20 protein-coding genes are annotated in these 25,963 nt (G+C 71.3%); 11 read left to right on the top strand and 9 right to left on the bottom strand.

The features are described 5' to 3' along the window. On the bottom strand, positions 1-469 hold a 469-nt coding region (locus K4G59_RS13955), incomplete at its 3' end, for a helix-turn-helix domain-containing protein (RefSeq protein WP_231251672.1). A gap of 137 nt (positions 470-606) precedes the next feature. Here K4G59_RS13955 and K4G59_RS13950 point away from each other — a divergent pair. Both K4G59_RS13950 and K4G59_RS13945 read left to right on the top strand, forming a co-directional pair. Next, entirely contained in the window at positions 607-1,347 is a 741-nt protein-coding gene (locus K4G59_RS13950) for a DsbA family protein (protein ID WP_231251671.1), read from the top strand. Beyond that, positions 1,344-1,856, top strand: coding sequence for an SRPBCC family protein (locus K4G59_RS13945; protein ID WP_231251670.1), 513 nt, complete (start codon positions 1,344-1,346; stop codon positions 1,854-1,856). Before K4G59_RS13950 ends, K4G59_RS13945 begins: the two co-directional genes overlap by 4 nt. Here K4G59_RS13945 and K4G59_RS13940 read toward each other — a convergent pair. Beyond that, positions 1,798-2,088, bottom strand: a complete 291-nt coding sequence (locus K4G59_RS13940; protein WP_231251669.1) for a hypothetical protein — start codon at positions 2,086-2,088, stop codon at positions 1,798-1,800. The two genes, K4G59_RS13945 and K4G59_RS13940, sit on opposite strands and share 59 nt — an antisense overlap. Positions 2,089-2,126: 38 nt before the next feature. Here K4G59_RS13940 and K4G59_RS13935 point away from each other — a divergent pair, with 38 nt between their 5' ends. From K4G59_RS13935 to K4G59_RS13920, 4 genes are all read left to right on the top strand, one after another. Further along, entirely contained in the window at positions 2,127-2,975 is an 849-nt protein-coding gene (locus K4G59_RS13935) for a hypothetical protein (RefSeq protein ID WP_231251668.1), read from the top strand. 45 nt (positions 2,976-3,020) lie between these two features. Continuing rightward, positions 3,021-3,293, top strand: a complete 273-nt coding sequence (locus K4G59_RS13930) for a hypothetical protein (RefSeq protein ID WP_231251667.1) — start codon at positions 3,021-3,023, stop codon at positions 3,291-3,293. 28 nt (positions 3,294-3,321) lie between these two features. After that, the gene (locus K4G59_RS13925; protein ID WP_231251666.1) at positions 3,322-4,470 is read left to right on the top strand and encodes a hypothetical protein; all 1,149 of its coding nucleotides are present in this window, start codon (positions 3,322-3,324) and stop codon (positions 4,468-4,470) included. A gap of 256 nt (positions 4,471-4,726) precedes the next feature. Then, entirely contained in the window at positions 4,727-5,821 is a 1,095-nt protein-coding gene (locus K4G59_RS13920; protein WP_231251665.1) for a hypothetical protein, read from the top strand. Positions 5,822-5,954: 133 nt separating this feature from the next. Here K4G59_RS13920 and K4G59_RS13915 read toward each other — a convergent pair whose 3' ends face one another. Further along, on the bottom strand, positions 5,955-6,758 hold the full coding sequence (locus tag K4G59_RS13915) for an ABC transporter permease subunit (RefSeq protein ID WP_231251664.1): 804 nt from the start codon (positions 6,756-6,758) through the stop codon (positions 5,955-5,957). Further along, on the bottom strand, positions 6,755-7,654 hold the full coding sequence (locus K4G59_RS13910) for an ABC transporter ATP-binding protein (protein ID WP_231251663.1): 900 nt from the start codon (positions 7,652-7,654) through the stop codon (positions 6,755-6,757). The genes K4G59_RS13915 and K4G59_RS13910 overlap by 4 nt, the downstream gene beginning before the upstream one ends. Positions 7,655-7,761: 107 nt before the next feature. Here K4G59_RS13910 and K4G59_RS13905 point away from each other — a divergent pair, with 107 nt between their 5' ends. Next, positions 7,762-8,901: a sensor histidine kinase gene (locus K4G59_RS13905; protein WP_231251662.1), complete on the top strand. Its 1,140-nt coding sequence runs from the start codon at positions 7,762-7,764 to the stop codon at positions 8,899-8,901. After that, positions 8,898-9,560 carry a response regulator gene (locus K4G59_RS13900; RefSeq protein ID WP_231251661.1) on the top strand — a complete coding sequence of 221 codons (663 nt, stop codon included), beginning with the start codon at positions 8,898-8,900 and terminating at the stop codon, positions 9,558-9,560. The genes K4G59_RS13905 and K4G59_RS13900 overlap by 4 nt, the downstream gene beginning before the upstream one ends. Here the strand turns inward: K4G59_RS13900 and K4G59_RS13895 are convergent. Continuing rightward, positions 9,557-9,775, bottom strand: a complete 219-nt coding sequence (locus K4G59_RS13895) for a hypothetical protein (protein ID WP_231251660.1) — start codon at positions 9,773-9,775, stop codon at positions 9,557-9,559. The two genes, K4G59_RS13900 and K4G59_RS13895, sit on opposite strands and share 4 nt — an antisense overlap. Positions 9,776-9,911: 136 nt before the next feature. On the opposite strand from K4G59_RS13895, the gene K4G59_RS13890 reads away from it, so the two are divergent. Both K4G59_RS13890 and K4G59_RS13885 read left to right on the top strand, forming a co-directional pair. Next, positions 9,912-14,450, top strand: coding sequence for an ATP-dependent helicase (locus K4G59_RS13890; RefSeq protein ID WP_231251659.1), 4,539 nt, complete (start codon positions 9,912-9,914; stop codon positions 14,448-14,450). Continuing rightward, positions 14,443-15,237: a DNA-formamidopyrimidine glycosylase family protein gene (locus K4G59_RS13885; protein ID WP_231251658.1), complete on the top strand. Its 795-nt coding sequence runs from the start codon at positions 14,443-14,445 to the stop codon at positions 15,235-15,237. The genes K4G59_RS13890 and K4G59_RS13885 overlap by 8 nt, the downstream gene beginning before the upstream one ends. 19 nt (positions 15,238-15,256) lie before the next feature. Here K4G59_RS13885 and K4G59_RS13880 read toward each other — a convergent pair whose 3' ends face one another. Together K4G59_RS13880 and K4G59_RS13875 are read right to left on the bottom strand one after the other, a co-directional pair. After that, positions 15,257-15,565 (bottom strand): helix-turn-helix domain-containing protein, encoded by a 309-nt coding sequence (locus tag K4G59_RS13880; protein WP_231251657.1) that lies wholly within the window; start codon positions 15,563-15,565, stop codon positions 15,257-15,259. A 44-nt stretch (positions 15,566-15,609) separates the two neighbouring features. Further along, positions 15,610-16,101 carry a CinA family protein gene (locus tag K4G59_RS13875; protein ID WP_231251656.1) on the bottom strand — a complete coding sequence of 164 codons (492 nt, stop codon included), beginning with the start codon at positions 16,099-16,101 and terminating at the stop codon, positions 15,610-15,612. 18 nt (positions 16,102-16,119) lie between these two features. On the opposite strand from K4G59_RS13875, the gene K4G59_RS13870 reads away from it, so the two are divergent. After that, positions 16,120-17,886, top strand: a complete 1,767-nt coding sequence (locus K4G59_RS13870; protein WP_231251655.1) for a glycoside hydrolase family 15 protein — start codon at positions 16,120-16,122, stop codon at positions 17,884-17,886. A 69-nt stretch (positions 17,887-17,955) separates the two neighbouring features. Here the strand turns inward: K4G59_RS13870 and K4G59_RS13865 are convergent, their stop codons facing one another. Next, positions 17,956-20,286, bottom strand: a complete 2,331-nt coding sequence (locus tag K4G59_RS13865) for a bifunctional metallophosphatase/5'-nucleotidase (RefSeq protein ID WP_231251654.1) — start codon at positions 20,284-20,286, stop codon at positions 17,956-17,958. Positions 20,287-20,435: 149 nt separating this feature from the next. After that, complete coding sequence (locus K4G59_RS13860; protein WP_231251653.1) at positions 20,436-25,898, bottom strand: ExeM/NucH family extracellular endonuclease; 5,463 nt, start codon at positions 25,896-25,898, stop codon at positions 20,436-20,438. Positions 25,899-25,963 lie beyond the last annotated feature (65 nt).

Genomic DNA, 25,963 nt, shown 5'->3' with positions numbered 1-25,963 from the left:
TGTAGCGCCAGCCGCCGCCGTCGGGGATGTTGCCGAACTTGGTGACGTCGACATGGATCAGCTCGCCGGGCCGCTCGCGCTCGTAGCGGCGTGCTGGCTCGCCAGTGACCCGGTCGATGTGAGTGAGCCGATTGAGCCGACACCGAACGAGCACCGCGTGCACGGTCGAGGCCGGCATGCCCAGCTTGGCTGCGATCGGGGCCGGTCCGAGTCGTTGCTTCCAGCGCAGGTGCACGATCTTGCGCACTACCGGCCGTGGTGTCTTCGCGTGCTGGATGTGGCGGGCCGAGGATCGGTCGTTCATCCCGGCGGGTCCTTCGTCGCGGTAGCGCTGAGCCCACTTGTCCGCGGTGCGCCAGGTGACGTTGAAGAACTCGGCCGCTCGAGCCGGAGTCCAGCCGTCATCGACGATGAGCCGTGCCAGGCGGAGTCGGTGCTTCGGGGTCAAAGCCGCGTTAACGTGGGCCATGAAGGCCTCCCTCTGGAAGTGAAGTCCTAGACAGCTCCACTCCACACCGGGAGGCCTTCACCTATCTACGGCTCGCCGTGCCCGATCGCACAACGTGACTGGGCATCACAGCTAGGGGTGGGCCCTAGTCTCGATCCATGGCATCTGACATCCACTTCTACTTCGACCCGGTGTGCCCCTTCTGCTGGCTGACCAGCAAGTGGGTCCGGATGGTGCAGGCCGAGCGCGACCTGACGGTGGACTGGCGCTTCATCTCGCTGCGCCTGATCAACGAACACATCGACTACGACGCGCACTTCCCGCCGGAGTACGAGGCGGGTCACACCGCCGGCCTGCGCCTGCTGCGCGTCGCCGCACGGGCTCGTCACGAGCACGGAGCCGAGGCGCTGGACGCGCTGCAGGCCTCGCTGGGCGCCCACATCTTCGACGCCCCGCCCGCCGAGGACGCGGACGACGAGACCGATCGCCACCGGCACGGTACGCGGGAGTTCCTCGAGCCCGTCCTCATCGAGGTCGGCCTGCCCACCGACCTGGTCGACGCCCTCGACGACACCTCCTGGGACGACGCGATCCGTGCGGACGGCGACGAGGCGCGCGCGCTGACCGGCAAGGACGTCGGGACCCCGATCATCCACTTCGAGCCGCCGGACGGCGTGGCGTTCTTCGGCCCCGTGATCAGCCGGCTCCCCGAGCCCGAGCAGGCCGGCGAGCTGTGGGACCACGTGGTCGGCCTGGCCCGCTTCCCCGGCTTCGCCGAGCTCAAGCGCAGCCTGCGCGAGCGCCCGCAGCTGATCGGCTTCGGTGTGGACCCCGACACCATCGGCAAGCAGGAGGACTGGCACGGCGGCAGCCGTCGGCAGCGCAGTGAGCGCGGATGACGCAAGCACCACAGTCACGGACCCACCAGGACGGCGTGGTCATCGCGGCCTCCCCCGAGGCGGTCTACGACCTCGTCAGCGACATCACCCGCACCGGCGAGTGGAGTCCCGTCTGCACCGGCTGCTGGTGGGACGACGAGACGGAGGCGGGTCGCGTCGGGGCGTGGTTCACCGGGCGCAACGAGCTCCCGGACCGCACGTGGGAGACCCGGTCGCGGGTCGTGGCAGCCGACCCCGGCCGCGAGTTCGCCTGGGTCGTGGGCCAGGGCTTCGTGCGGTGGGGCTTCCTCCTCGAGGCTGAGGGAGCGGGCACGCGCCTGACCGAGACGTGGGAGTTCCTCCCCGCAGGTCAGTCGATGTTCGCCGAGAAGTACGGCGACAGCGCCGCGGACGAGATCGAGGACCGCACCCGGCAGGCCCACGCCGGGATCCCCCGGACGCTCGCCGCGATCAAGCAGCTCGCCGAGACCGGCGCTGGCCGAGCCGGAAGCCCACTCCCCCGGCGATGACCACCAGCCCCAGGGCCACGACCGCTGAGCCGGCCACCTGCCACGGCGTCACGATGAGCGCAGACCCGTTGCTCATGGGGTCGCTCCAGCCCATGTGCCAGTCGGGGTCGTCGCTGAGCGGGGTGTAGGCGAACCACCCGAAGTCGTCGGGACCGGCCTGGGCGGACAGCATGATCACGACGCCGCTGCACACCAGTACGAGGCCCAGGACCCACCACAGATGACGACGCATGCGGCGAGTATCGCCGACTGCCGTGGAATGCTGCGGACATGCGCCGCGTCGCCACGTTGCTCCTGCTCCTGGGTGCCACCGTGCTCGGGTGCGGTGCCACCGACGAGCCTGACGAGGCGCGGACGACGCCCTTCCCTGAGGGCCTCGCGGCGTACGTCGACCAGTCGCGGTTGCAGCGCGAGGGACGCACCCTCTTCGTACGCCTGGTGAACGACGCTGAGCGGCGCGTCACCGTCACCCACGCCGACATCGAGTCGCCGCGGTTCGGCACGATCACGTGGGCCGGCGAGAAGTCGTTCGAGAACGAGGCGGACCTCGAGTTCGAGCTGCCGACGTCAGGGTGCGGCACCGGGTCGGACGTTGAGGTCCGGTTGACCTACCGCATCGACGACGGACCCGAGCTGCAGTCGACCACCACGGCGACCGACCGCTACGGCGCCGTCGCCCTCTTCATGGACCGCGACTGCGCGGAGGAACGGCTGGGCGAGGCGGCGACCCTCGAGCTCGGGACCGTACGCATCGCCGGCGAGGGCAGGAACTCCGTCTACGAGCTGCCGGTGACCCTGACTCCCACCGGCGCGCAGGACGAGGTCGCGTTCGCGGGCTTCGAGGACACGGTGCTGTTCCGACAGGTCCCCGGCTCGGCCCACGTCGACGAGGGAGTCACATATCCCCTCGGTCCTGACGACCCTCCGGTGGAGGTCGTCCTGCGACTGATCCCCAGTCGGTGCGACCCGCACGCGCTGGCCGACGACAAGGTCGGCACCCTTGTTCCGGTACGCGTGACCGGACCCGACCTGCCGCCGGGCGCGGCGTTCTACCTGCCCATCGGTGACGAGCGTCGGGCCGCGCTGCGCGGGTTCGTGCCGACGTACTGCGGATGGTGACACGCGGCCCTTCCCACCGGGCGCGACGAGGCGCACCATGGAGGCATGGCCTTCATGTGGCTGCTCCTGGCGATCGCGCTGGGTCTGTGCGTCGGGACCGTCCGGGCCCTGTTCAACGACGGGAGGCCGTTGCGGCCCCCCGCCTCGCACCTGCAGGACCCGCTCTTCGTGGCTCCCGGCCGCCAGATCGAGCAGCCTCCCCGCGGCGCAGTCCTCTACTCCGACGCCTGGTTGCCGACGCAGAGGCCGGTGAGCTCGGTCGGTCCCCCGCCGGAGATCCTGCAGATCGGGCGGCACGGCCGGCGTGCGGCCCAGTGATCGTCGGGACCTCTTGATGGGGATGCGCGTGAGCGCGCTGGCGCTCGCGGTGCTCATCAGCGGGGCGGCACTGGGTTCCTGTGGCGCGGACCGACACCCGCCCGGGGCAGCAGAACCGAGCGGACGGCTCACGCCACCTGCGTTGGCGTGGCTGGTCGACGAGCACATCGAGGGTGAGGCCAGCAGCGCCGAGCCGATGACCGCCTCGACCCTTGGCCGGCTCGGGGAGGACGCCGTGGGCGTGCGGGTGAGGTTCCGTCCCTCCGAGGGCGACGACGGCGACCTCGTGGAGGTCTTCACGGCCCCGTGGGCCTCGCCGGGAATGCGTGAGTACCGCCCTCTGCGCTCCTGCGCATCCGCAGCCCTCAGCTGCGCCAGGATCCAGGGCGTCTCGCTCCGATGGGACACCGGCCATCCCGGGGAGGATCCCGGGAGCGTCATGGCGCTGCACCGATCGGGGTCCACTGCCGTGGTTGCGTCGTTCGCCGGCCCGATGATCACCGGCGACCCGCGCGAGCTCGATCTGCCGGTCTCTGTGGACGAGCTCGTCGGGCTGGTCACCGATCCAAGGGTCGCGCCAGTCACGACGACCGAGGCCTTGGCGCAGGGTGCTCGGTTCGAGGTGTACGACGACCCGGCCACCCCGGGCCGCGATCTGCCCGGCCCAGTCCTGAGCGATCCCGCCACGCCAGCCACGCTCGCTCTGCTCACGCAGGACCACACTGCCTGGGACGCCGCGACGGCCGGTCCCGACCCGCGGACGACTCCGCCGGAGGTCGGCATCATCATGCAGTTCCCGCCTCAGGGTGGTTGGGCAGCGACGACGCTGCGGGTCGCGTTGCGGCCGGCGCAGCGGGAGCTCCGGGGGGCAAGCCTTCGACGTGAAGCGCGCTGCGCCGAGAGCGACGGCTGCGCGCCCTCCGGCGGTGCACTGGTCGCCTGGACACATGCCGACGGCGCCGACCCCGGGAGCATCACTGTGACTCGCTGGCGCGCGGGCGTGATGGTGCGTGCATCCTGGACCGGGCACCCGGTCACGGGCGACCCTCGTCAGCTCGACGGACCTGTGCTGGTCGAGGAGATGGTGTCACTGGCCGGTGACCCCGGTCTCGGCATCGGCGCTCCCGCCGACCTCACCCAGCGAGCCGAAGACATGCCGGCCTGGTGGCAGTACTGACCCGATCCGGGCGGCGCCAGGGCAACCTCGTCGCCGGCTGAAGCGTCTCACGGCTATGGACGCACCACTTCGCTCGCGCCACGTACTTCTCGTGCTGGCTCTGTCCGTCGCCCTCGCAACCGGCTGCGCCGGCAGGGAGGGCGTAGACAGCATCAACGAGGATGGGGAGGCAAGAAGCTCGACACCGCCCACGTCCGCGAAGCCGAACGCCCCCAGCGACCCCGGACCGCAAAGGGCCCAGGTTCCCGCGGGCGCCGTGATTCCGTCCGACTTCGCGCTCGCCGAAGGTTGGCCCGGACCAGGCGAGGACGAGGGCGGACCGAACGGGCTCGAGGGGCCCTCACGGAAGCTCCCACCCCTGACCCTGACCGCCTGCGGAACCACGATCTTCGTCCCGAACGGCAGCGACCGGTTGTCAGCCGTGTGGACCAACCCCGAGGACCACCGCTCGCGAATGCTCCTCACCTTTGGCTCAGCGGTCACCGCACGCGAGTACGCAGCGTCGGTGACGGACCTCTACCGGAGCTGCCCGACGCAGGACACCGGCGACGGGTACACCACCCTGGCCGAAGTCGTGACGACCGATCTGACCGAGGACTCGGCGGCGGTAGTGCTCCACTACCTGATGGGCACCGAACCGGCCGTCGGTCTCGGTCTGGTGCAGGTCGTCCGGTCGGGCACAGCCGTGCTGGTCGAGACGGGCAGCAACGAGGGCGGGAGCGGGTCTCGTCCCGAGGAGCAACGCAGGCAGTACCTGCGCGAGAGCACCGCAGCGCTGCACGACGTGGTCGACGCGATGAGCGCATTCGGATCGACCGCGAACCGCAACGACCGTGCGGCCGCAGGGTTGCCCTCCTGGTCCCCCGCTGCTCCGGAGGGTCCGGACGGTGCACCCCTCGAGCTCGGCAACATCGTGCTCGGCGGCATCGAGCCGGTCGAGGTCGGCAGGCAGGTCTCCGGATACATCCGACAGGGCTACCTGGTGGCCGACCAGGACCCACCGTGCGAGGGCAACGACTGGCTGTGGCGCGGAGAGCTCTCCGACGGGTTGTACGTCTCCGCCGACCAGGACGGCACCATCAGCGCGCTCGGAACCGACGAGGACGGCTTGGAGACCGCCGACGGCATCGGCGTCGGCAGCAGCCACCGGGCCCTCATGGCGACCTACGGCGAGCTCTTGGCCCAGGTCCGGGCCGACGACCAGGGCGTGGGCTGGGTCTTCGTCAAGGAGGGCGCGGACTGGATCGCCTTCTCACTGGGGCCCGTCGAGCAGGTCACTGACACGAGTCGCGTGGACTTCATCGAGGTGGGCAGGGGCGAGGTCCTGCACCACTTCAGCGACGCCTGCTGAGCGCCCGGATCCGCCGACCCAGGTGTCCGCCTCGACAACGGGAACACCCCCACGACCGGCCCGGGTGGCCCGTCCGGCGAGCGCCCCGGGACAGGGGTTCCTACGGCACGCGGTGCCCGACGCCGAGCGCGCCCTACTTCACCTCTGACCGCCGCAGCGAGAGCAGCCCGATGACGAGGGGGACGACGATCCAGATCGTCGTGGTGGAGCCGAGCATCGCCCACTCCTCGCCGGTGTCCGTGGTGCCCTCGAAGAGCTTCACCTGGGTGTAGTTCCAGTCGATCCACGGCTGCAGGTCCAGGAACCAGTCTCGCACCAGCGCGAGCAGCTCGAGGATGCCGGGCAGCACGAGCGAGACCACGAAGTAGCCGACGATCGCCGCGGCCGAGGCACGCAGCACGACGCCGAGCGTGAAGCCGATCGCCATGCCGACCAGGTTGCCGAGCACGATCTGGGGTGCGGTGGACAGCGACATGTCCCAGACCGTGTCGACGCCGGCGAGAGCGGAGCCGGCCAGGTTGCCGACGGCGCCGACCGCGAAGGCGACGGCCATCGAGCCGAGGCCCACCAGGCCGGTCGCGATCGCCTTGGCGCCGATGACCCGTCCGCGGCTGGGCACGAGCGTGAACGTCGTGAGCCCACTGCGTTGGCTCCACTCGCTCGTGACGGCCAGGATCGCGACCACCGGCAGGATGACCGACATCGGCAGGCCGATCGCCGTCGCGAAGCTCTCGTAGGTGATGGCGCTGTCAGGGGCGAAGACGATGACGGCCCCGGTCGCGAGCACCGACAGGACGCCGATGCTGACGAGCATCCAGAACCCTGAGCGGGTGTCGAACATCTTGCGCAGCTCGACGCGGACGAGTCGCGCGAACGGGACGGGCCGCGCTGTCCGACGGACCGAGATGGAGGTCGGGGGGACGATCGTGGCGGTCATGCCGCGACTCCTTCGCGCTGGGTGTCGGCAGTGAGCGACAGGAACATGTCCTCGAGCCCGGCGCCCTCGGCGGACCGGAGCTCGGTGAGGGCGATGCCGGCCGTCAGCGCGACCGATCCCACCCGGGCGGGATCGGCGTCGGTCCGCACGGATCCGTCCCCGGCGAGCGTGCTGGGGATCCCGGCCTGCTCGAGCGCGTGGGCGAGGTCTCGCGGTGAGGTCGAGCGGGCCAGTGTCCCGGCGGCTGCGAGGAGCTCCTCCTTGGTGCCGGACGCGACGATCGCCCCGTTGCCGATCACAACGAGGTCGTCGGCGATGACCTCGATCTCGTGCAGCAGGTGCGAGGACAGCAGCACTGTGCCGCCCCGGCCGGCGAAGTCCGTCAGCAGGTCCCGCATCCACCGGATCCCCGCGGGGTCGAGCCCGTTGGCGGGCTCGTCGAGGATCAGCACCCTCGGGTCGCCGAGCAGGGCGGTGGCGATGCCGAGGCGCTGGCGCATCCCGAGGGAGTAGTTGCGCACGCGACGCCTCGCCTCGGTGGGGGTCAGGCTCACCAGCTCGATCATCTCGTCGACCCGGGTGCGGGGCAGGCCCATCGTGTCGGCGGCGATGGTGAGGATCTCGCGCCCGGTGCGACCGGCGTGCTGGGCGGAGGCGTCCAGGAGGACGCCGACCTCGAGGCCGGGGTTGGGCAGGTCGGCGAAACGTACGCCGTCGATGGTGGCCGAGCCGGACGTCGGAACGGTCAGACCGACCATGACGCGCATCGTGGTGGACTTGCCGGCTCCGTTCGGGCCGAGGAAGCCGGTCACGCGACCGGGCCGGGCGGTGAAGGAGACGTGGTCGACGGCGGTGAACCCGCCGTACCTCCGGGTCAGGGACTCAACTGTGATCATGCGTCCACCCTCGCGGTCCCGGGCCGCGGGCGTATCGGCTCGACGGCCGGTCCTGTCCTGGCCGAAAGTACGGCCCCCGCGCGGCGCTGCGTCCCTAGGCTGAGGGGGTGAGCAACCCACTGCGGTCCCTGCTGGAGGAGCCCCGGCCCTCGCCCCCGCCGGCGCGGGTCTGGCGCGACTGGGCGCTCCTCGGGCTCGTGACGGTCCTGGCGCTGCTGGAGTGGTCGCTGCGCGACGACCTGCCGCTGCCGGGGCTGTCGATGGCGCTGGCCATGGGACTGGCACCGCTGCTGCTGTGGCGGCGTACGCACCCGCTCGCCGTGGTCGTGGCCGCCTTCGGTGCGGTCACGGTCGTCGACCTCGGTGTGATCGCGTCCGGTGCGCAGACGCTCGACATCTACACGATGATCTACCTCCTGGTGCTGCCCTACGCGCTCGTCCGGTGGGGGTCAGGACGAGAGGCGGTGGCGGGACTGGCCGTCATCGCGGTCCCCGCCGTGCTGAGCATCGTCGTCAGCTGGAGCGGGGTGGGCGACGCGATCGGTGGGATCGCGGTCCTGATGGCCGCCTGCGCCCTGGGCTGGGCCGTGCGCTCCCAGGACGGCGCCCGGCACCGCAGGCTGGAGCAGGTGAAGTCGGAGGAGCGGGTCCTGCTCGCGCGCGAGCTGCACGACACGGTGGCCCACCACGTCTCCGCCATCGCCGTCCACGCCCAGGCCGGGCGCGCCCTCGCCTCCTCCAGCTCCTCGGCGCCGCTCGAGGCGCTGGAGGTCATCGAGGTGGAGGCATCGCGCACGCTCGCGGAGATGCGGGCGATGGTGCGCGTGCTGCGCAACGGGTCGCCCGCCGACTACTCCCCGCAGCCCGGCGTGGCCGACCTCGAGCGAATGGCTGGCGCGTCGCCCGTCGGGCCGCGGGTGGAGGTCGGGGTGTCCGGTGACCTCGCCGCACTCCCGACCGCGATCGACGCCGCCGTCTACCGGATCGCGCAGGAGGCGGTCACCAACGCCCTGCGCCACGCCCGCAACGCCACGCTGGTCGACGTACGCGTCGCCGGCGACCGGTCCACGGTCAGCCTCGTGGTCCGCGACGACGGCGACCCGGACCAGGCCGCCCACGAGGCGGGCTTCGGCATCACCGGGATGGTCGAGCGCGCACTGCTGCTGGGCGGCACCTGCCAGGCGGGTCCCTCCCCCGGTCGCGGCTGGGCCGTCACCGCGACGCTGCCGCGGCAGGTGCCGGCATGAGCATCCGGGTGCTGGTCGCCGACGACCAGGACCTCGTGCGGACCGGGCTGCGGCTGATCCTCGGCACCCTGGACGGCATCGAGGTCGTGGGAGAGGCGCGCGACGGGCAGGAGGCGGTGCGGCTGGTCCGCGAGCTGCGTCCCGACGTGTGCCTGATGGACATCCGGATGCCCGTCCTCGACGGCGTGGAGGCGACCCGCCTGCTGGCCGGCCCGGGCGTCGCGGACCCGGTCGCGGTCGTGGTCATCACCACCTTCGACCTCGACGAGCACGTCCACGGTGCGCTCGCGGCCGGGGCCACCGGCTTCCTGCTGAAGGACGCCGGGCCCGCGCTGCTCGGCGAGGCGATCCGGGCGGCCGTCCGGGGTGACTCGCTGATCTCGCCCAGCATCACCCGCCGGCTGCTGTCGACGTTCGCGCGCACCGGCCGGACAGCTCCTCCCGTCCAACCCGTCGACCCGCTCACCGAGCGCGAGGAGCAGGTGCTGCTGACCCTCGCGCGGGGACGTACGAACGCGGAGATCGCCGCCGAGCTGCACATCAGCCTCAGCACGGTGAAGACCCACATCGGCAGCCTGATGACCAAGCTCGGCGCCCGCAACCGGGTGGAGGTCGCGATGTGGGGCTACGAGACCGGGCGGGTCAGGGACCAGTGCTAGGCCCCGAGCCCCAGCTCACCGATCCGCGCCCGCAGGCTGCCCTCCGCCGAGCGCCAGAGCGTGGCGGAGTGCGCGTGGTGGTGGTGGACCATCGTCCCGGGACGCGCGCGGTCGCGCAGCACCTCCTGCTCGTGGGCGCGGGCCGCGAAGGCATCGGCGGCCTCGGCCAACGCGCTGACCACCGCCGTCCGTTCCTCACCCGCCAGCGCCGTCATGGACAGACCTTGCCCAACGGCGCTGTCGAGAAGGCCGCGGCGACGTGGGATTGACCCAAATTGGAGGCCGCTCGCCCCCACTGGTCCAGCCTTCGGGGCGGGGCGGGTGTCGTACCCCAGTGTCAGACTGCAACGCATGACCGCCCTCGATCGCTTCAGTGCGCCCACGCGTGCCTGGTTCGAGGCGTCGTTCGCCGGGCCCACACCCGCGCAGGAGGGCGCCTGGTCGAGCATCGCCGAGGGACACCACGCGCTCGTCGTCGCGCCCACCGGCAGCGGCAAGACGCTGAGCGCCTTCCTCCACGCCATCGACCGGCTGCTCAGCACCGATCGTCCCGACGACAAGTCCCGACGCACCCGCGTGCTCTACATCTCCCCCCTCAAGGCGCTCGGCGTCGACGTCGAGCGCAACCTCCGCGCGCCCCTCACCGGCATCCGCAACACCGCCGAGCGGCTCGAGACCGCCGTCCCCGAGGTCACGGTCGGGCTTCGCTCCGGTGACACCAGCCCCGCCGACCGCCGCAGGCTCGGCACCACGCCGCCCGACATCCTCATCACGACGCCCGAGTCGCTCTTCCTGATGCTGACCAGCCAGGCGCGCGAGACGCTGCGCGGGGTCGACACGATCATCATCGACGAGGTCCACGCCGTGGCCGGCACCAAGCGCGGCGCCCACCTCGGCATCAGCCTCGAGCGCCTCGACGGCCTGCTCGACAAGCCCGCCCAGCGCATCGGTCTCAGCGCCACCGTGCGCCCGCTCGACGAGGTCGCGCGCTTCCTCGGCGGCACCCAGCCGGTCGAGATCGTCTCCCCGCCCAGCACCAAGGAGTGGGACCTCCGCGTCGTGGTGCCGGTCGAGGACATGACGATGCCCGGCGACTACGACGAGGAGTCCGAGGACCCCGGTCGCGCCACCAGCATCTGGCCCCACGTCGAGGAGCACGTCGTCGACCTCGTCGAGCAGCACCGCTCGACCATCGTCTTCGCCAACTCCCGGCGCCTCGCCGAGCGCCTCACCGCCCGGCTCAACGAGATCGCCACCGAGCGCGCCGAGGAGCGCGACGCCGGCGACGGAGCGGAGGGCGGGCCGACGGGGCCGCCGGCTGAGGTGATGGCCCAGTCCGGCCAGAGCAGCGGCGCCGGCACGATCATCGCCAAGGCCCATCACGGCTCGGTCTCCAAGGAGCAGCGCGCGGTCATCGAGGACGACCTCAAGCGCGGGCGCCTGCCCTGCGTGGTCGCCACCAGCAGCCTCGAGCTCGGCATCGACATGGGCTCGGTCGACCTGGTCGTCCAGATCGAGTCGCCACCGAGCGTCGCGAGCGCGCTCCAGCGCGTCGGCCGCGCGGGTCACCAGGTCGGCGAGGTCAGCCGCGGCGTCCTCTTCCCCAAGCACCGCGGCGACCTCGCCCAGACGGCCGTGTCGGTCGAGCGGATGCGCAGCGGAGCCATCGAGAAGCTCTCCGTGCCCACCAACCCCCTCGACGTGCTCGCCCAGCAGGTCGTGGCGATGCTGGCGATGGACGAGTGGGACGTCGACGAGATGTACGCCCTCATGACCCGCGCCGCGTCCTACTCCCAGCTCCCCCGCTCCGCCTTCGACGCCACCCTCGACCTGCTCAGCGGCCGCTACCCCAGCGACGAGTTCGCGGAGCTGCGCCCCCGCATCGTCTGGGACCGTGTCACCGGCACCCTCAGCGGCCGTCCCGGCGCCCAGCGCCTCGCGGTCACCAGCGGCGGCACCATCCCCGACCGCGGCCTCTTCGGCGTCTTCCTCGTCGGTGAGAAGGCCAGCCGCGTCGGCGAGCTCGACGAGGAGATGGTCTACGAGTCGCGCGTCGGCGACATCTTCGCCCTCGGTGCGACCAGCTGGCGCATCGAGGACATCACCCACGACCGCGTGCTCGTCACCCCCGCCCCCGGCATCCCCGGCCGCCTCCCGTTCTGGAAGGGCGACGCCCTCGGCCGTCCCGCCGAGCTCGGTGCCGCCGTCGGCGCCTTCACCCGCGAGCTCGCCGCCATGCCAGCGGCGAAGGCGATCGCCAGCGTGCGCGAGCGCGGTCTCGACCTCAACGCCGCCACCAACCTCGTCACCTACCTCGGCGAGCAGCGCGAGGCCACCCAGGTCGTCCCCCACGACACCCAGGTCCTCGTCGAGCGCTTCCGCGACGAGCTCGGCGACTGGCGCCTGGTCGTCCACTCCCCCTACGGCACCCCCGTCCACGCCCCGTGGGCGCTGGCGATCAACGCGCGCCTGCGCGAGCGCTACGACGTCGACGGGCAGGCGGTGGCCTCCGACGACGGAATCGTGATCCGCATCCCCGACACCGACGCCGAGCCGCCCACCGGGGAGGTGATCGTCTTCGAGCCCGAGGAGATCGAGCAGCTCGTCACCCAGGAGGTCGGCGGGTCCGCGCTCTTCGCCAGCCGCTTCCGCGAGTGCGCCGCCCGCGCGCTCCTGCTGCCGCGCCGCGACCCCGGTCGTCGCAGCCCGCTGTGGCAGCAGCGCCAGCGCAGCGCCCAGCTCCTCGAGGTCGCCTCGAAGTACCCCGCCTTCCCGATCGTCCTCGAGGCGGTGCGCGAGTGCCTCCAGGACGTCTACGACCTCCCCGCGCTGGTCACCCTCCTGGGTCGCGTCCAGCGCCGCGAAGTCTCCGTCGTCGACGTCGCCACCACCTCGCCGAGCCCCTTCGCCCGCAGCCTGCTCTTCGGCTACGTCGCCCAGTTCGTCTACGAGGGCGACTCCCCCATCGCCGAGCGCCGCGCCGCCGCGCTGTCGCTCGACCAGGGCCTGCTCGCCGAGCTCCTCGGACGTGCCGAGCTGCGCGAGCTGCTGGACCCCGAGGTGCTCGCCGAGGTGGAGTCCGAGCTGCAGTGGCTGGCCGACGAGCGCCGCGCCCGCGACGCCGAGGCCGTCGCCGACCTGCTGCGCCTCGTCGGCCCGCTGTCCACCGAGGAGATCCGCGCCCGCTCGGTCGAGGGAGCCGACGTCGAGGGCTGGATGGCCTCCCTCGCCGACGTACGCCGTGTCGTGCAGGTCCGGATGGCCGGGGACGACCGTTGGACCGCCATCGAGGACATCGGGCGGCTGCGCGACGGGCTCGGCGTGCCGGTCCCCGTCGGCACCCCCGACGCCTTCCTCCAGCTGCCCGAGGACCCGCTCGGCGACCTCGTGTCGCGCTACGCCCGCAGCCACGGGCCCTTCACCACGTCCGAGGTCGCCACCCGGCTCGGCCTCGGTGAGGCCGTCGCCCGCCAGACCCTCCAGCGCCTGGCCCACCGCGGTCGGGTCCTCGACGGCGAGTTCCGACCCTCCGGCTCCGGCACCGAGTGGTGTGACGCCGAGGTGCTGCGCAAGCTGCGCCGACGCTCCCTGGCCCGGCTGCGCCAGGAGATCGAGCCGGTCGCCCACGACGCGGTCGCCCGCTTCCTGCCCGCGTGGCAACGCGTCGGAGGGTCCTTGCGGGGCGTGGACGGGGTCGTCGCGGCCATCGACCAGCTCGCCGGCTGCCCGGTGCCGGCCAGCGCGCTCGAGCCGCTGGTGCTCGCCGCGCGGGTCCGCGACTACGAGCCCTCCATGCTCGACGAGCTCACCGCCGCCGGTGAGGTCATCTGGACCGGGCACGCGCCCCTGCCCGGCAGCGACGGCTGGGTCAGCCTCCACCTCGCCGACCAGGCCCACCTCACCCTCCCCGAGGTCGAGGGCGACGAGCCCACCGGCGTGCAGCGCGCGGTGCTCGACCTGCTCGACGGTGGCGGCGCGTGGTTCTTCCGCCAGCTCGCCGACCGCGTCGGGTCCACCAGCGACGCCGAGCTCTCCACCGCCCTGTGGGACCTGGTCTGGCGTGGGCTGGTCACCAACGACACCCTCACCCCGCTGCGGGCCCTGGTCCGCACCGGCACGCCCTCGCACCGCACCCGGCGTACGCCGCCCCGGCTGGGGCGCACCACGGGCGGTCGGATGCCTGCGCGCACCGGACCACCCGAGACCGCCGGACGCTGGGCGTTGCTGCCGGAGCGGGACACCGACCCCACGCGCCGCGCCAAGGCCCGTGCCGAGCACCTCCTCGAGCGCCACGGCGTCGTCACCCGCGGCGCGGTCGTCAGCGAGCGCGTCGCCGGCGGGTTCGCCGGCGTCTACAAGGTCCTCAGCGCCTTCGAGGACACCGGACGCTGCCGCCGCGGCTACTTCATCGAGGGCCTCGGTGCCGCCCAGTTCGGCAGCGCCGGGGCGATCGACCGGCTGCGCACCTTCGCCGAGCCCGCCAGCGCCACGGGCGGCGCCAAGCCCGCGGTGGTCGCGCTCGCCGCGACCGACCCAGCCAACGTCTTCGGCGCCGCGCTCCCCTGGCCCGAGCCCCTCGATCCGGATCGCGCCGGCCACCGGCCCGGGCGCAAGGCAGGAGCCCTCGTCGTCACCGTCGACGGCGCCCTCGCGGTCTACGTCGAGCGCGGCGGACGCACCCTGCTGACGTGGAGCGACGACCCCGAGGTGCTCACCCCTGCGATGGCCGCGCTGGCCGACGCCGCTCGCCGCGGAGCCCTCGGAAAGCTCACCGTCGAGAAGGTCGACGGGCAGGCGCTGATCGGAAACGGTGGCGAGACGCCGATCCGTGTGGCACTGTCAGCGGCCGGGTTCATCGCAACACCGAAGGGGTTGAGACTGCGTGCCTGAGGGTGACACCGTCTGGCGCGCTGCCGCCAAGCTCGACCGCGCCCTCACCGGCCACCGGCTGACGATCTCGGACTTCCGGGTGCCGGGCTACGCCACATGGGACCTCACCGGCGGCACCGTGATCCGCACCCTCGCGCGCGGCAAGCACCTGCTCACCCGCATCGACGCGGACCGCGCCTGGACGCTCCACACGCACCTCAAGATGGAGGGCTCGTGGCACGTCTACCCCGAGGGCGAGAAGTGGCGCCGTCCCGCCGAGCAGGTCCGCGTGGTGCTCGGCATCGAGTCCCGCAAGGCCGTCGGGTTCTCCCTCGGGATCGTCGAGATCGTGCCCCGCCACGACGAGGCCGCGCTGGTCGCCCACCTCGGCCCGGACCTCCTCGGCCCGGACTGGGACGAGGACCTCGCGCTGCGCAACCTGCGCGCCGAGCCCGCCCGCCCGGTCGGCCAGGCCCTGCTCGACCAGCGCAACCTCGCCGGCGTCGGCAACATGTACATGGCCGAGCTGTGCTTCACCAGCGGCATCCACCCGGCGACGCCGCTGCACCTCGTGGGCGACCTGCCCCGCCTGGTGCGACGCGCCAAGCAGATGCTCGAGGTCAACAAGGAGCGCGCGATCCAGACCACCACGGGCGACCTGCGCCCGCGGGAGCGGATGTGGGTCTACCGCCGCGACACCTCGCCATGCCGACGCTGCGAGACCCCGATCCGCGTGGAGATGCTCGGCGAGCCCGGCCGTGAGCGCGCGGCGTACTGGTGCCCCAGCTGCCAGCCGGCTGGCTTCTGACCCGTCGAGCTCGGCAGCGTCAGGCGGCGGAGGCGACCACGTCGCCGGAGCGGCGTACGGCAGTGATGGGCGTCGTGACGATCTCCAGCGCGGCCTCCTCGACGGCCACCGCGTCGGCGACGTCACGCAGCACGTCGGACAGCGGCAGGTCCATCGCCTGGCACAGCGAGGCGAGCAGCTCGGAGGAGGCTTCCTTCTGGCCGCGCTCGATCTCGGAGATGTAGCCCAGGCTGACCCGGGCCTCGGCGGAGAGCTCGCGCAGGGTCATCCCGCGATGCATCCGCGCACCGCGCAGCACGTCACCGAGCAGACGTCGGAAGAGCACCATGCGCGAGTCCTTACTCTGGTCGAGGCAGGTCGTGAGGCTCAACGCTACCCGAGGGCTCCTTCTTCCCGCAGGTGGTCCACCAGCAGGGCCAGCACGGCCTCGCACGTCGCCTGCCGGATCATCAGCCGGTCCCCGCGCAGCTCGAGCCGGTGGGCGGCCACCAGGCCGGGGCCGGCGAGCGCCACCCACACCGTGCCGACGGACTGCCCCTCCTGCTCGTCGGGGCCGGCGACGCCGGTCGTGGCGAGGCCCCACGTGGCGTCCAGCCGTGCGCGTACGCCGCACGCCATCGCCTCCGCGCACTCCTGCGAGACGACCCCGTGCTGCTCGACCAGGTCGGCCGGCACGTCCAGGGCCGAGATCTTGATGCGGGTGGCGTAGGAGACCACGCCACCGACGAAGCTCCGCGAGGCGCCGGGCACGTCGGTGAGCAGCGCCGCGAGCAGCCCGCCGGTCAACGACTCGGCCGTCGCGACGGTCTCGCCACGTCGGGCGAGCGAGTCCAGCACGCGCACGGCGATCGACGGCTCCCACATGTCAGCGACACTAGCCGCATGGCACTCCCCATCGAGGACTATGCACTCATCGGCGATCGCGGCACCGCGGCCCTGGTCGGCAAGGACGGCTCCATCGACTGGCTGTGCCTGCCCCGCTTCGACTCCCCCGCCTGCTTCGCCGCGCTGCTGGGCACCGAGGAGCACGGACGCTGGCTGCTCGCGCCGGCCGAGCCGGTCGTGGCGACGCGCCGCCGCTACGTCGACGGCACGGCACTGCTGGAGACCACCTTCACGACCGCCGACGGCGAGCTGGTGCTGCTCGACGTGATGCCGACCGGCGACGGGCGCGCGGACGTCGTACGCCGTCTCACCTGCACCCGCGGCACCGTGCGGGTGCGTCACGACTGGGTCGTGCGCACCGACTACGGGAAGGTCCGGCCGTGGGTGCGGCACGAGGAGGCGCACGGAGAGGACGTCGTCATCGCCGTCGCCGGCCCAGACAAGTTCATCCTGCGAGGACCGCGCCTCCCGCACGGCCACCACGGTCACCACTCCGACGAGTTCGAGCTGTCGGCAGGTGAGGAGGCGACGTTCTCCACGACCTGGGTGCGCTCATGGCGCGACATCCCTGAGCCGGTGGGCTTCGACGGACCGATCGCGGCCACCGCGGCCCGCCAGCGCGCCTGGTCGCAGCGGTGCCCGGACGAGGTGCCGCACGCCGACATGGTGCGCCGCAGCCTGCTGACGCTGCTGCTGATGACCCACGCCGAGACCGGCGGCATCGTCGCGGCGCCGACGACCTCGCTCCCGGAGGACTTCGGGGGCGAGCGCAACTGGGACTACCGCTTCTGCTGGCTGCGCGACGCCGCGCTCACGCTCGAGTCGCTGCTCGGGGCGGGCTACGACACCGAGGCGCTCGCGTGGCGCGGCTGGCTGCTCCGCGCGGTCGCCGGGGACCCGGCGGACCTCCAGATCATGTACACCGTCGACGGCGGTCGCCAGCTGCCCGAGATGGAGCTCCCCCACCTCCCGGGCTACGCCGACAGCCTGCCGGTGCGCATCGGGAACGGTGCGGTCTGCCAGCGGCAGAACGACGTGCTCGGCGAGGTGATGATCGCCCTCGAGCTCGCACGACAGGCGGGCCTCCACGAGAGCACGAACTCCTGGGCCCTGCAGCGGGCGCTGGTCGACGACCTGGCCGAGCACTGGGGCGCTCCCGACAACGGACTGTGGGAGATCCGCGGCCCGCAGCGCCACTTCACCCACTCCCGCGTCATGGTCTGGGTCGCCTTCGACCGCGCGATCCGGGGCGTGGAGGAGCACGGACTGGAGGGCCCGGTGGAGCGCTGGCGAGAGCTGCGCGACCGGGTCCGCGAAGAGGTGCTCGAGAAGGGGTACGACGAGGAGCGCGGCACCTTCACCCAGCACTACGACACTGCCGAGGTCGACGCCTCGCTGCTCACCCTCCCCCTGGTGGGCTTCCTGCCGCCCGACGACCCGCGCGTGCTCGGCACGATCGACGCGGTCGTCGAGGACCTCATGCGTGACGGCCTGCTCCTGCGCTACCGCACCGTCTCGGGCGTCGACGGCCTGAGCGGTGACGAGCACCCATTCCTCGCCTGCTCCTTCTGGCTGGTCTCGGCGCTCGCGGCCGCGGGTCGTCGTGCGGAGGCCGAGGAGCTGATGGGGCGCCTGTGCGGCCTGGCCAACGACGTCGGCCTGCTGTCGGAGGAGTACGACGTCGCGCACGACCGGATGGCCGGCAACTTCCCCCAGGCCTTCAGCCACCTCGCGCTGGTGCAGGCGGCGCTCTCGCTCAGGTGAGGTGACGCACCGGGGCCCGGCCGTCGCGTACGACGACCGGGCCCCGGTCACTGCTCCAGGCGAGGGACGTCAGCTGCGACGCACCCGCACGGTGATGACCTGCTTGTCACCGCGGATCTTGCGGTTGCCCAGGTAGGACACCACGATCCGCTTCTTGCCGGTCTTCGCGAAGCGGTCCAGGCGCAGGAACGCCTTGCCCTTCTTGAGCTTGACCGTGTAGGTCCTGCCGCCGGCCTTCACCTTGACCTTGCCCGTCACCTTGGAGATGCCGAACGCCGAGGCCTTGATCTTGACCCGGGTGCGGGTCTCGCCGCGGACGATGCGACCGGGCTTCGTGCGAGCCTTGAGCACGCCCTTGGCCTTGCGCACGTCGATCGGCAGCGAGAACGTCGTGCCGGTCGTCGGGCCCGTGAAGGTCAGCATCTGCTTGCCCGTGCGGGTCTTGCCCTTGAGCTTGACGTCCACCGCGCTTCGCCCGCTCTCGTCGAACGGCGTGGCGTCGACGGTGTTGTCGACCGGCGTCGGGTTGAGCCTTCGGTCGCCCACCTTGACGTTGAGGAACGCGTCCTTGGCGTCGAAGACGGCCGTCATCGCGAGCGAGGAGAGCTTGAGCTCGACGTCCTGGCCGATGCGGTAGAACCGCGGCTTGTCGGCCGGCCACGTGGCACCCACCTGGCGCTGGTCGCTCTTGACCGCGAGCGGGGCCTTGGCGGCGAACGTGGCCATGTAGTCGACCATCGCCTGCAGGTCCACCTTGCCGGTGTCGCGGCGGGCGGTGCCCTTGGCGAACTCGCGGAAGTTGTCACCACCACCGGCGAGGAAGGAGTTCACCGTCACGGAGTACGACGTCGCGGGCTCGATGGCCTTGCCGTTGAGCGACATGCTGGTGATCCGGTCGCCCTCGGGGCGGCTCGCGTCATAGGTGGAGAGGAAGCCCTGCGAGGTGCCCAGACGAAGGAACGGGCGGCTCGGGACGGCGCCCTTGTCGTCGCGCTGCCACTGCTGCTCGAGGACCGTCTTGATCTGCGCGCCCGTCATCTTCATGTTGATGAGGGTGTTGGCGAACGGCTGGACGACCGCGGCCTGCTTGTAGGTCAGCGTGGCGGGGTAGCCGCCCGCGTTGTTGCCCACCATGTCCTGGCGCAGACCGCCGGGGTTCATGAAGGCGATCTGTGCCGCACCGGCCTCGGGCGTGCCGGTCGCCCAGCGCTGCACCTCCGCCACGAGGTTGCCGAGGGTGGACTCACCACCACGGTTCTCCGTGGTGCCGTTGGCCAGGCGCGCCCGGCCGAACGGGCCGGCGAGCTTGCCGAGCTCGACCGCACCGAGCACGTCCGCCCGGGCGACGGCCGCGTCGACGATCGACGTGACCTCGGCCTTCTTGTCGATGGCCGCCTGTGCGGTCAGCGGGAGCGACGACGCAGCGACGATCGCGTTGGTCTTGACGGTGACCTCGTCGGTCACGGGGTCGACGGTGAAGACCAGCTGGTTGAGGTTCGTGCCGTACTGGCCCGACGAGACGACCGGACGGCCGTTGATGAGGTGGTTGTAGGCCAGGTGCGTGTGGCCGGAGATGATCGCGCTGACGTCGCTGTCGACGCCGTTGACGATCCGGCTGAACGGGTTGTCGTTGGTGCTGGCGTCTGCCAGCGCCGTCGACGGTGCGCCCTCGTGGACGAGGAGCACGACCATGTCGGCGCCGTCGGCCTTGAGCCGGTCGGCCGCGGCGTTGGTCTCGGCGATGATGCTCGAGATCTTCACGTCGGCGATGCCGGTCGGGCTGACCAGCGAGGAGAGCTCCTCGGTGACACCACCGATGAAGCCGACCTCGACGCCACCCACGGTGGTCGTCCAGGTGCCGCCGTCGGAGGCGTCGTTGGCGTCGGGGGTGCGCGCGGTGATGTCGGGCAGCGCGTAGGAGCTGTCGGACTTCTTGCGCACGTTGGCCGCGATGTACTGCCACAGCGCGCCGCCGTACGGGTTGGTGGCGGCGTCGAAGGGCGCCATCACGCGGTTGACGAGGTCGCCGTAGCCCTGGTCGAACTCATGGTTGCCGGCCGCCGAGACGTCGAGGCCGGCCGCGTTGAGGGCGTCGAGCGTGGGCTTGTCCTGCTGGATGAAGGACTCGAAGGTGGAGGCGCCGATGAGGTCGCCGGCTGCGGCGAAGATCGTGTGGGGGTTGGTAGACTCGAGCTGGGCGACCGCGCCGGCGAACTGCGCGGCGCCTGCCTCGGAGCCGTTGGCGAGCAGACGACCGTGGAAGTCGTTCGTCGCGAGGATCTGGATGTCGACGGGAGCGGCCTGCGCGGGACTCGCCGTGATGACGGCGAGCGGCGCGGCGACCAGCCCTGTGAGGGTGGCGGCAAGGGCGACCTTGCGCCCGGATCGTGATGCTGACACGAAGTGGCCTTTCGCGAGAGAGCGTGTGAGTCGGCTCACCCTAACCCGCGCTGTCCGCGCCCGAATCCCCCTCTGGGCGTACATCCGAGCCGGAACGCCGGACGGCCCGGCCACCCCTTGCGGGATGGCCGGGCCGTCGTGTCGTCAGATCAACGACGCAGGATGTTCAGCCTCACCACCAGCTTGTCGCGCTTGATGCGGTCGTTGCCGATGTAGCGCACGACGACCTTCCTGGTGCCGGGCCGCTTGAAGGCGGGCAGCTTCACGATCGCCTTGCCGTTGCGGACCTTGAAGCGGTAGATCTTCGCCTTGCCCTTGACCTTGACCTTGAGCTTGCCGGTGACCGGCACGACAGCTGCCGAGGCACGCTGGGACGCCGGCTGGTCGACCTTGACCTTGACCTTGAACCGGACCCTTTCTCCGACCACGCCCGTGACGTTGAACGCCTTGAGCTCGGACTCGAGCTTCTCCGGGGTCGGAGTGGGCGTCGGCGTCGGGGTCGGCGTCGGCGTCGGGGTCGGCGTCGGCGTCGGCGTCGGGGTCGGCGTCGGCGTCGGCTTGGGCTTCACGGTGACCACGACGGTGCCCGACGACGCCGCGTGCTGGTCGTCACCCACATAGTTGAGCGGGAGCTCGTGCACTCCCACCGGCAGCGCGTCAGCCGCCAGCGCAATGGTCGCCTCGCCCGCGACGAGCGTGGCCTCCAGGGTCATCTGGCCGAGGCCGAGGACGACCTCACCGGTCGCCGTGCTCGGAGTGACCTGGACCGGCACGGAGCCGGGCTGCCCCTCCTCGATCGTGATGTCGGTGCCGGTCACCGTGGTGGCGATCAGCTCCTCGGCCTCGATGGCGATCGGGACCGTGGTGCTGGTGCCGGTGGTGGCGCCGGTGACGACCAGGTCGTACGTCGCGCCGCCATCGACCTCGGGGACGGTGAACGTCACCGTGGTCTTGCCGGCCTCGTCGTTGCTGTTCGCGTCACCGGCCGGGTTGGCAGTGTTGTCCACCGCGAACTCGTCGACGGGCTGGCCGTCGAACGTGGCGACGACCTCCGCGTCCTGCAGGTCACCCGTGCCGGTCATGGCGAGGGAGGACAGGTCCACCGTCACCGTGTCGCCGACGGCGTACTCGTCGGCCACGCCGGTGACACCGACTGCGCGCTGCGAGTAGTCGACGCCCAGCGGGTCGGCGTCGGTCGCGAAGGTGTCCAGGTAGTCCACCATCGCGGCCAGGTCGACCTTGCCGGAGTCACGCTTGCCGATGGCCTCGGAGAACGCGTAGAAGTTGTCTCCGGTGCCCGAGGCGAGGAACGCGTTGGCAGCCACCTGGTAGGTGGTGTCGGCGTCGATCGCCTCACCGTCGAGCCACATGCCGGTGATGCGGCTGCCCTCGGCCTTGGTCGGGTCGTAGGTGTACTCGAACCCGTCCGAGACGCCCAGCTTCAGGAACGGGCGCGAGGGAACGGTGCCGTTGGGCAGTCGCTGCCACTGCTGCTCGAGCAGCTTCTTGATCGAGGAGCCCTTGAGGCCCATGGTCACGATCGTGTTGGCGAACGGCTGCACGTCGGCGGCGTTCTTGTACGTCACCGTGCGCGGGTAGTCCGTGCCGGTGCCCAGCATGTCCTGGCGGAGGCCGCCGGGGTTCATGAAGGCGATCTCGGTGTCGGTCGACCAGCGCTGGACCTCGGCGACGAGGTTGCCCAGCGTGGACTCGCCACCGCGGTTCTCCGCGCCGCCGACGAACTTGGCCCGCGAGAAGCCGGCCTCGATCTTGCCGAGCGGCTGCGCACCGAGCACCGCCGCCTTGGCGTTGGCGTCGTTGACGATGGCCTGCGTCGCCGCGTCACCGGTGGCAGGGAAGCTGCCGAAGGGGACGAGGGTCTGCGTCTTCGCCTGGACGTCGCCGGTGGCGTTGTCGACGGTGAAGACCAGGTTGTTGAGGTTCTCGCCGTACTGGCCGGCCGAGACGACGGGGCGCTCGGTCACCGCGCGACCCTCGGTCACCCATGCGGGGACCGGGACCGAGTGGTTGTAGGCCAGGTGGGTGTGACCGGAGATGATCGCGTCGACGTCCGGGCTGACACCGTTGACGATGTCACCGAACGCGGTGCCCGGCGTGGTGGCCGACGCGAACGACGTGCCGCCCGCGCCCTCGTGGACGAGGAGCACGACGACGTCGGCACCCTCTGCCTTGAGCTCGGTGGCCGCCTCGTTGGTGGCGTCCACGATGTCGGTGACCTCGATGTCGGCGATGCCGCCGGCGGCGACCAGCGAGGGAAGGTCCTCGGTGACCGCGCCCACGAAGCCGACCTCGACCGCGCCGAAGTCGCGGATCCAGGTGCCCTCGAGGGCATCGGAACCGTCCGCCTTGAACTTGACGTTGGCACCGAGGTACTGCCACTCCGCGCCACCGTCAGGGTTGGTGTCCGCGTCGTAGGGCGCCATGATCCGGTCGACCAGGTCGTCGAAGCCGGCGTCGAACTCGTGGTTGCCCACGGCCGACACGTCCAGCCCGGCCTCGTTCATCACGTCGATCGTCGGCTTGTCCTTCTGGATGAACGACTCGAACGTCGTGGCACCCACGAGGTCACCCGCGGCCGCGAAGACCGTGTTCGGGTTGGCCCCACGAGCAGCCTTGACGTACGCCGCGAGACGCGGGCCCGCGGCCAGGCGGCCGTGGTAGTCGTTGCTGCCGATGATCTGCACGTCCGTCGTGGTCGCGTCGCTGGTGTTGATGCCGACGATCTCCGGGTTGTGGTCGGAGGACTTGAACGGCGTGCTGGTGTAGAGGTTGGTGACGTTGGAGTTGAACCGGCTGTACTCGTAGTAGACCGACTCGCTCGCGTTGATGTCCCAGATGTCGACGCCCGCGACGTCGACCAGGGCCGCGGCGTTGGCGAGGACGTGGTCGAGCGAACCGACCTGCCCGTCGAAGTTGTAGCTCTCCTCGTCGGGGTCGCTGGTCGACTCCAGGTTGGTGTAGCCCGCCGCGTTGAGGACCTGGATCGGGTCCTCGTGCGTGTAGGCGTTGAAGTCACCGGCGAGGAAGACGCGCGAGATCTGGCGAGCGGTCTTGAACTCGTCGGCGAAGGTCACCAGCGCCTCGGCCTGGGCCACGCGGTCGGGGTTGGCGTTGCCCTGCCCGGTGCCGTCGTTGACGCCGGAGCCCTTGGACTTGAAGTGGTTCACGATGACCGCGAACGCCTCGTTGTTGGGCGTACCGACCCGCTTGAAGGCCTGGGCCAGCGGCTCACGCGCGTTGCCGAAGGCCGCGTTGCCGACCAGGATCTTCGAGGTGCCGACCGTCTTCGCGACGGCGGGCTGGTAGATGAAGCCCGTACGGATCACGTCCTCCTCGGCCAGCGGCGGGAGGTCCGCACCCGTCGGCGAGGGCACGAACGCCCACTTGCCGGGCGTGCCCACGTTGAGCGCGTCGACGAGCTTGCCGATGGCGAAGTCGCGGTTCTTGCCGAACTTGGCCGAGTTCTCGAGCTCCTCGAGGGAGACGATGTGCGCGCCCGAGCCCTTGATCGCCGCAACGATCTTGTCCTGCTGACGGACCAGGTTGGCGGTGTTCGCCGCGCCACGGGGACCGTCGGGGTTGCAGGAGTTGACCGTGATGGGGTTGCCGGCGCGGTCGTTGTAGAAGGTGCAGCTGCGCCCCCCGCCCAGGGCGACGAACTCGTCACCGGTCGTCGGGAAGTAGTTCAGCACGTTGAACGTCGCCAGCTTGATGTCGCCGCCGACGTCCTGGGGGGCGAGGTTCTCCGCGCGGGTCTGCTCGACGTCGATCTGGCCGGTGGGGTCACCGACGATCTGCGACTGGGGCAGGATCCGCCAGGTGCCGAAGCCCTCGGTGAAGACGACCGGCTTGGGGAAGCTGATCTCCGCACCCACACGGACGCTGTGGTCCGCGGTGAACCACGGGAACGGCAGGTCCCTGTTCGTGCCTGAGGAGTAGGTCACGCTGGAGCCGTCGTCCATGACGATGCGGTGCGCGTTGTTGTACTTCACACGGTCGGCGATCTGGGCCGACGCCTGGGCGTCGATGACCTCGGTCGGCGTGACCAGGGGCATGTCGCTGTTGGCCGCGACGCCGATCTCACCGCGGAAGGCGGAGGAGAAGGACGTGCCCTGCCAGAAGGGGCTGCCGTCGTAGACGTCAGTCGCGGTCCACGGGGCGGTCGGCTGGAAGAGCTCGCTCTCGGTGACCTCACGGGCGGTGTTGAGCGCCGCACCCTCGAGGCAGTCGGTGCCGGGCAGGGCGCAGTCGGTGCCGGGGACAACGGTCTTCGGGGTGACGGTGCCGAGCAGATCGGCCGACGTGACGCCGGCGTTGTTGGCGATGATCTGGGTCTGGCCGGAGAACTCGGCCGCCTCACCCGTCACCTCGACGGCGTCGCCGACCTCGGGGTAGGTGGCGAAGCCGCTCGTGCCGCCGTAGACGAAGATCGCGTCCGAGGCGTCGGGGGTGTCAGCGCCCGGGGTCTGGATGTAGAAGCCGTTGAGGCCGCCCGTCGGGAAGGTCGCGGTGACGACGCCCTGGGTCCTGACGTCCTGACCGAGGAGCGGGGTGGTCGCGCCCTCGCCCTGGATCGTGGCGATCGGGGTGATCGCAGCCGGGTCGGTGACGGTCCACACGAAGGACTCGGTGTCGGTCACGTCGTCGGCGTCCGTCACGGAGACCTCGACGGTCGGCGTGCCGGCCGTCGTCGGCGTACCCGTGATCGCGCCGGTCTCGGTGTTCAGGGACAGCCCGGCGGGGAGGTTCGTCGCACCGAAGGTGTAGGGGCCCGTGCCGCCGCCGGCGGTGAGGGTCAAGGTGCTGATCGGCGTCCCCACGACGCTGCTCTGCGGACCGGGGTTCGTCATGGCCAGGGCGGATGTGCCGCCCTCCGCGGTGATCGAGATGTCATCGATCCCCACGAGCTCGTCGCTGCCGACAGCGTTGGTCGTCATCACCCGGACGAAGACGCTCGCCTGGTCCTCGACCGCGGCCGGGAGGGCGATGTCCCTCGCCGTCACCTGGGTCGCGCTGCCGGCGGTCGTCGCGTCGGCGATGTAGCCAGCCGGGATGTTGGTGAAGGCACCCGCCGCTCCCACGCGGTACTGCACTGCGACCTGCTGGACCGCGTCGTCAGCCGAGGCGTCCAGGTCCTTGGCGTTGAAGGCGAAGGACACATTGGTCTGGCCGGTCAGATCCAGGTGGAACGCCACATAGGGAGCGTCAGCGGTCGCGCTGCCCTGGATGGCGATGGTGTTGCCCTCGACCTCGACGACACCGCCGTTCGTGGCCGACGCAGAGGCATTGGCGACGACATCTGTGTCGTTCGCCAGAGCGCTCTCGCCGGTCAGCGTCTGCGGGTCGACACCCGTGGCCGTGGTGATGTCCTGACCGAGGTAGCCCTGGACGCCGCTGACACCAGACCAGTTGTCGTTGACCGTGATCAGCGCGGCGTTCGACCAGTCCTGCGAGTAGGGGAACGTGCCGATCTTCGTCGCAACGTCCGCGTTCGCGGGCGATGCTGCAATGGGGGTGAGTCCGGCCGCCAAGAGGGCCAGACCGGCTCCAGCCGCGATGCGTCGCGGCGAAGGGAGCGCGGGTGTGCGCATGTGTGCTCCGATGGTTCGGGTTGACGTGACCGACGCATCTTCACCCACGCGGACCCCCAAACGGA

Source organism: Nocardioides furvisabuli, assembly GCF_021083185.1.
GTDB lineage: Bacteria > Actinomycetota > Actinomycetes > Propionibacteriales > Nocardioidaceae > Nocardioides > Nocardioides furvisabuli.
The sequence above is the reverse complement of the archived record's forward strand: the minus strand, read 5'-3'. Positions and strand labels throughout refer to the sequence as shown.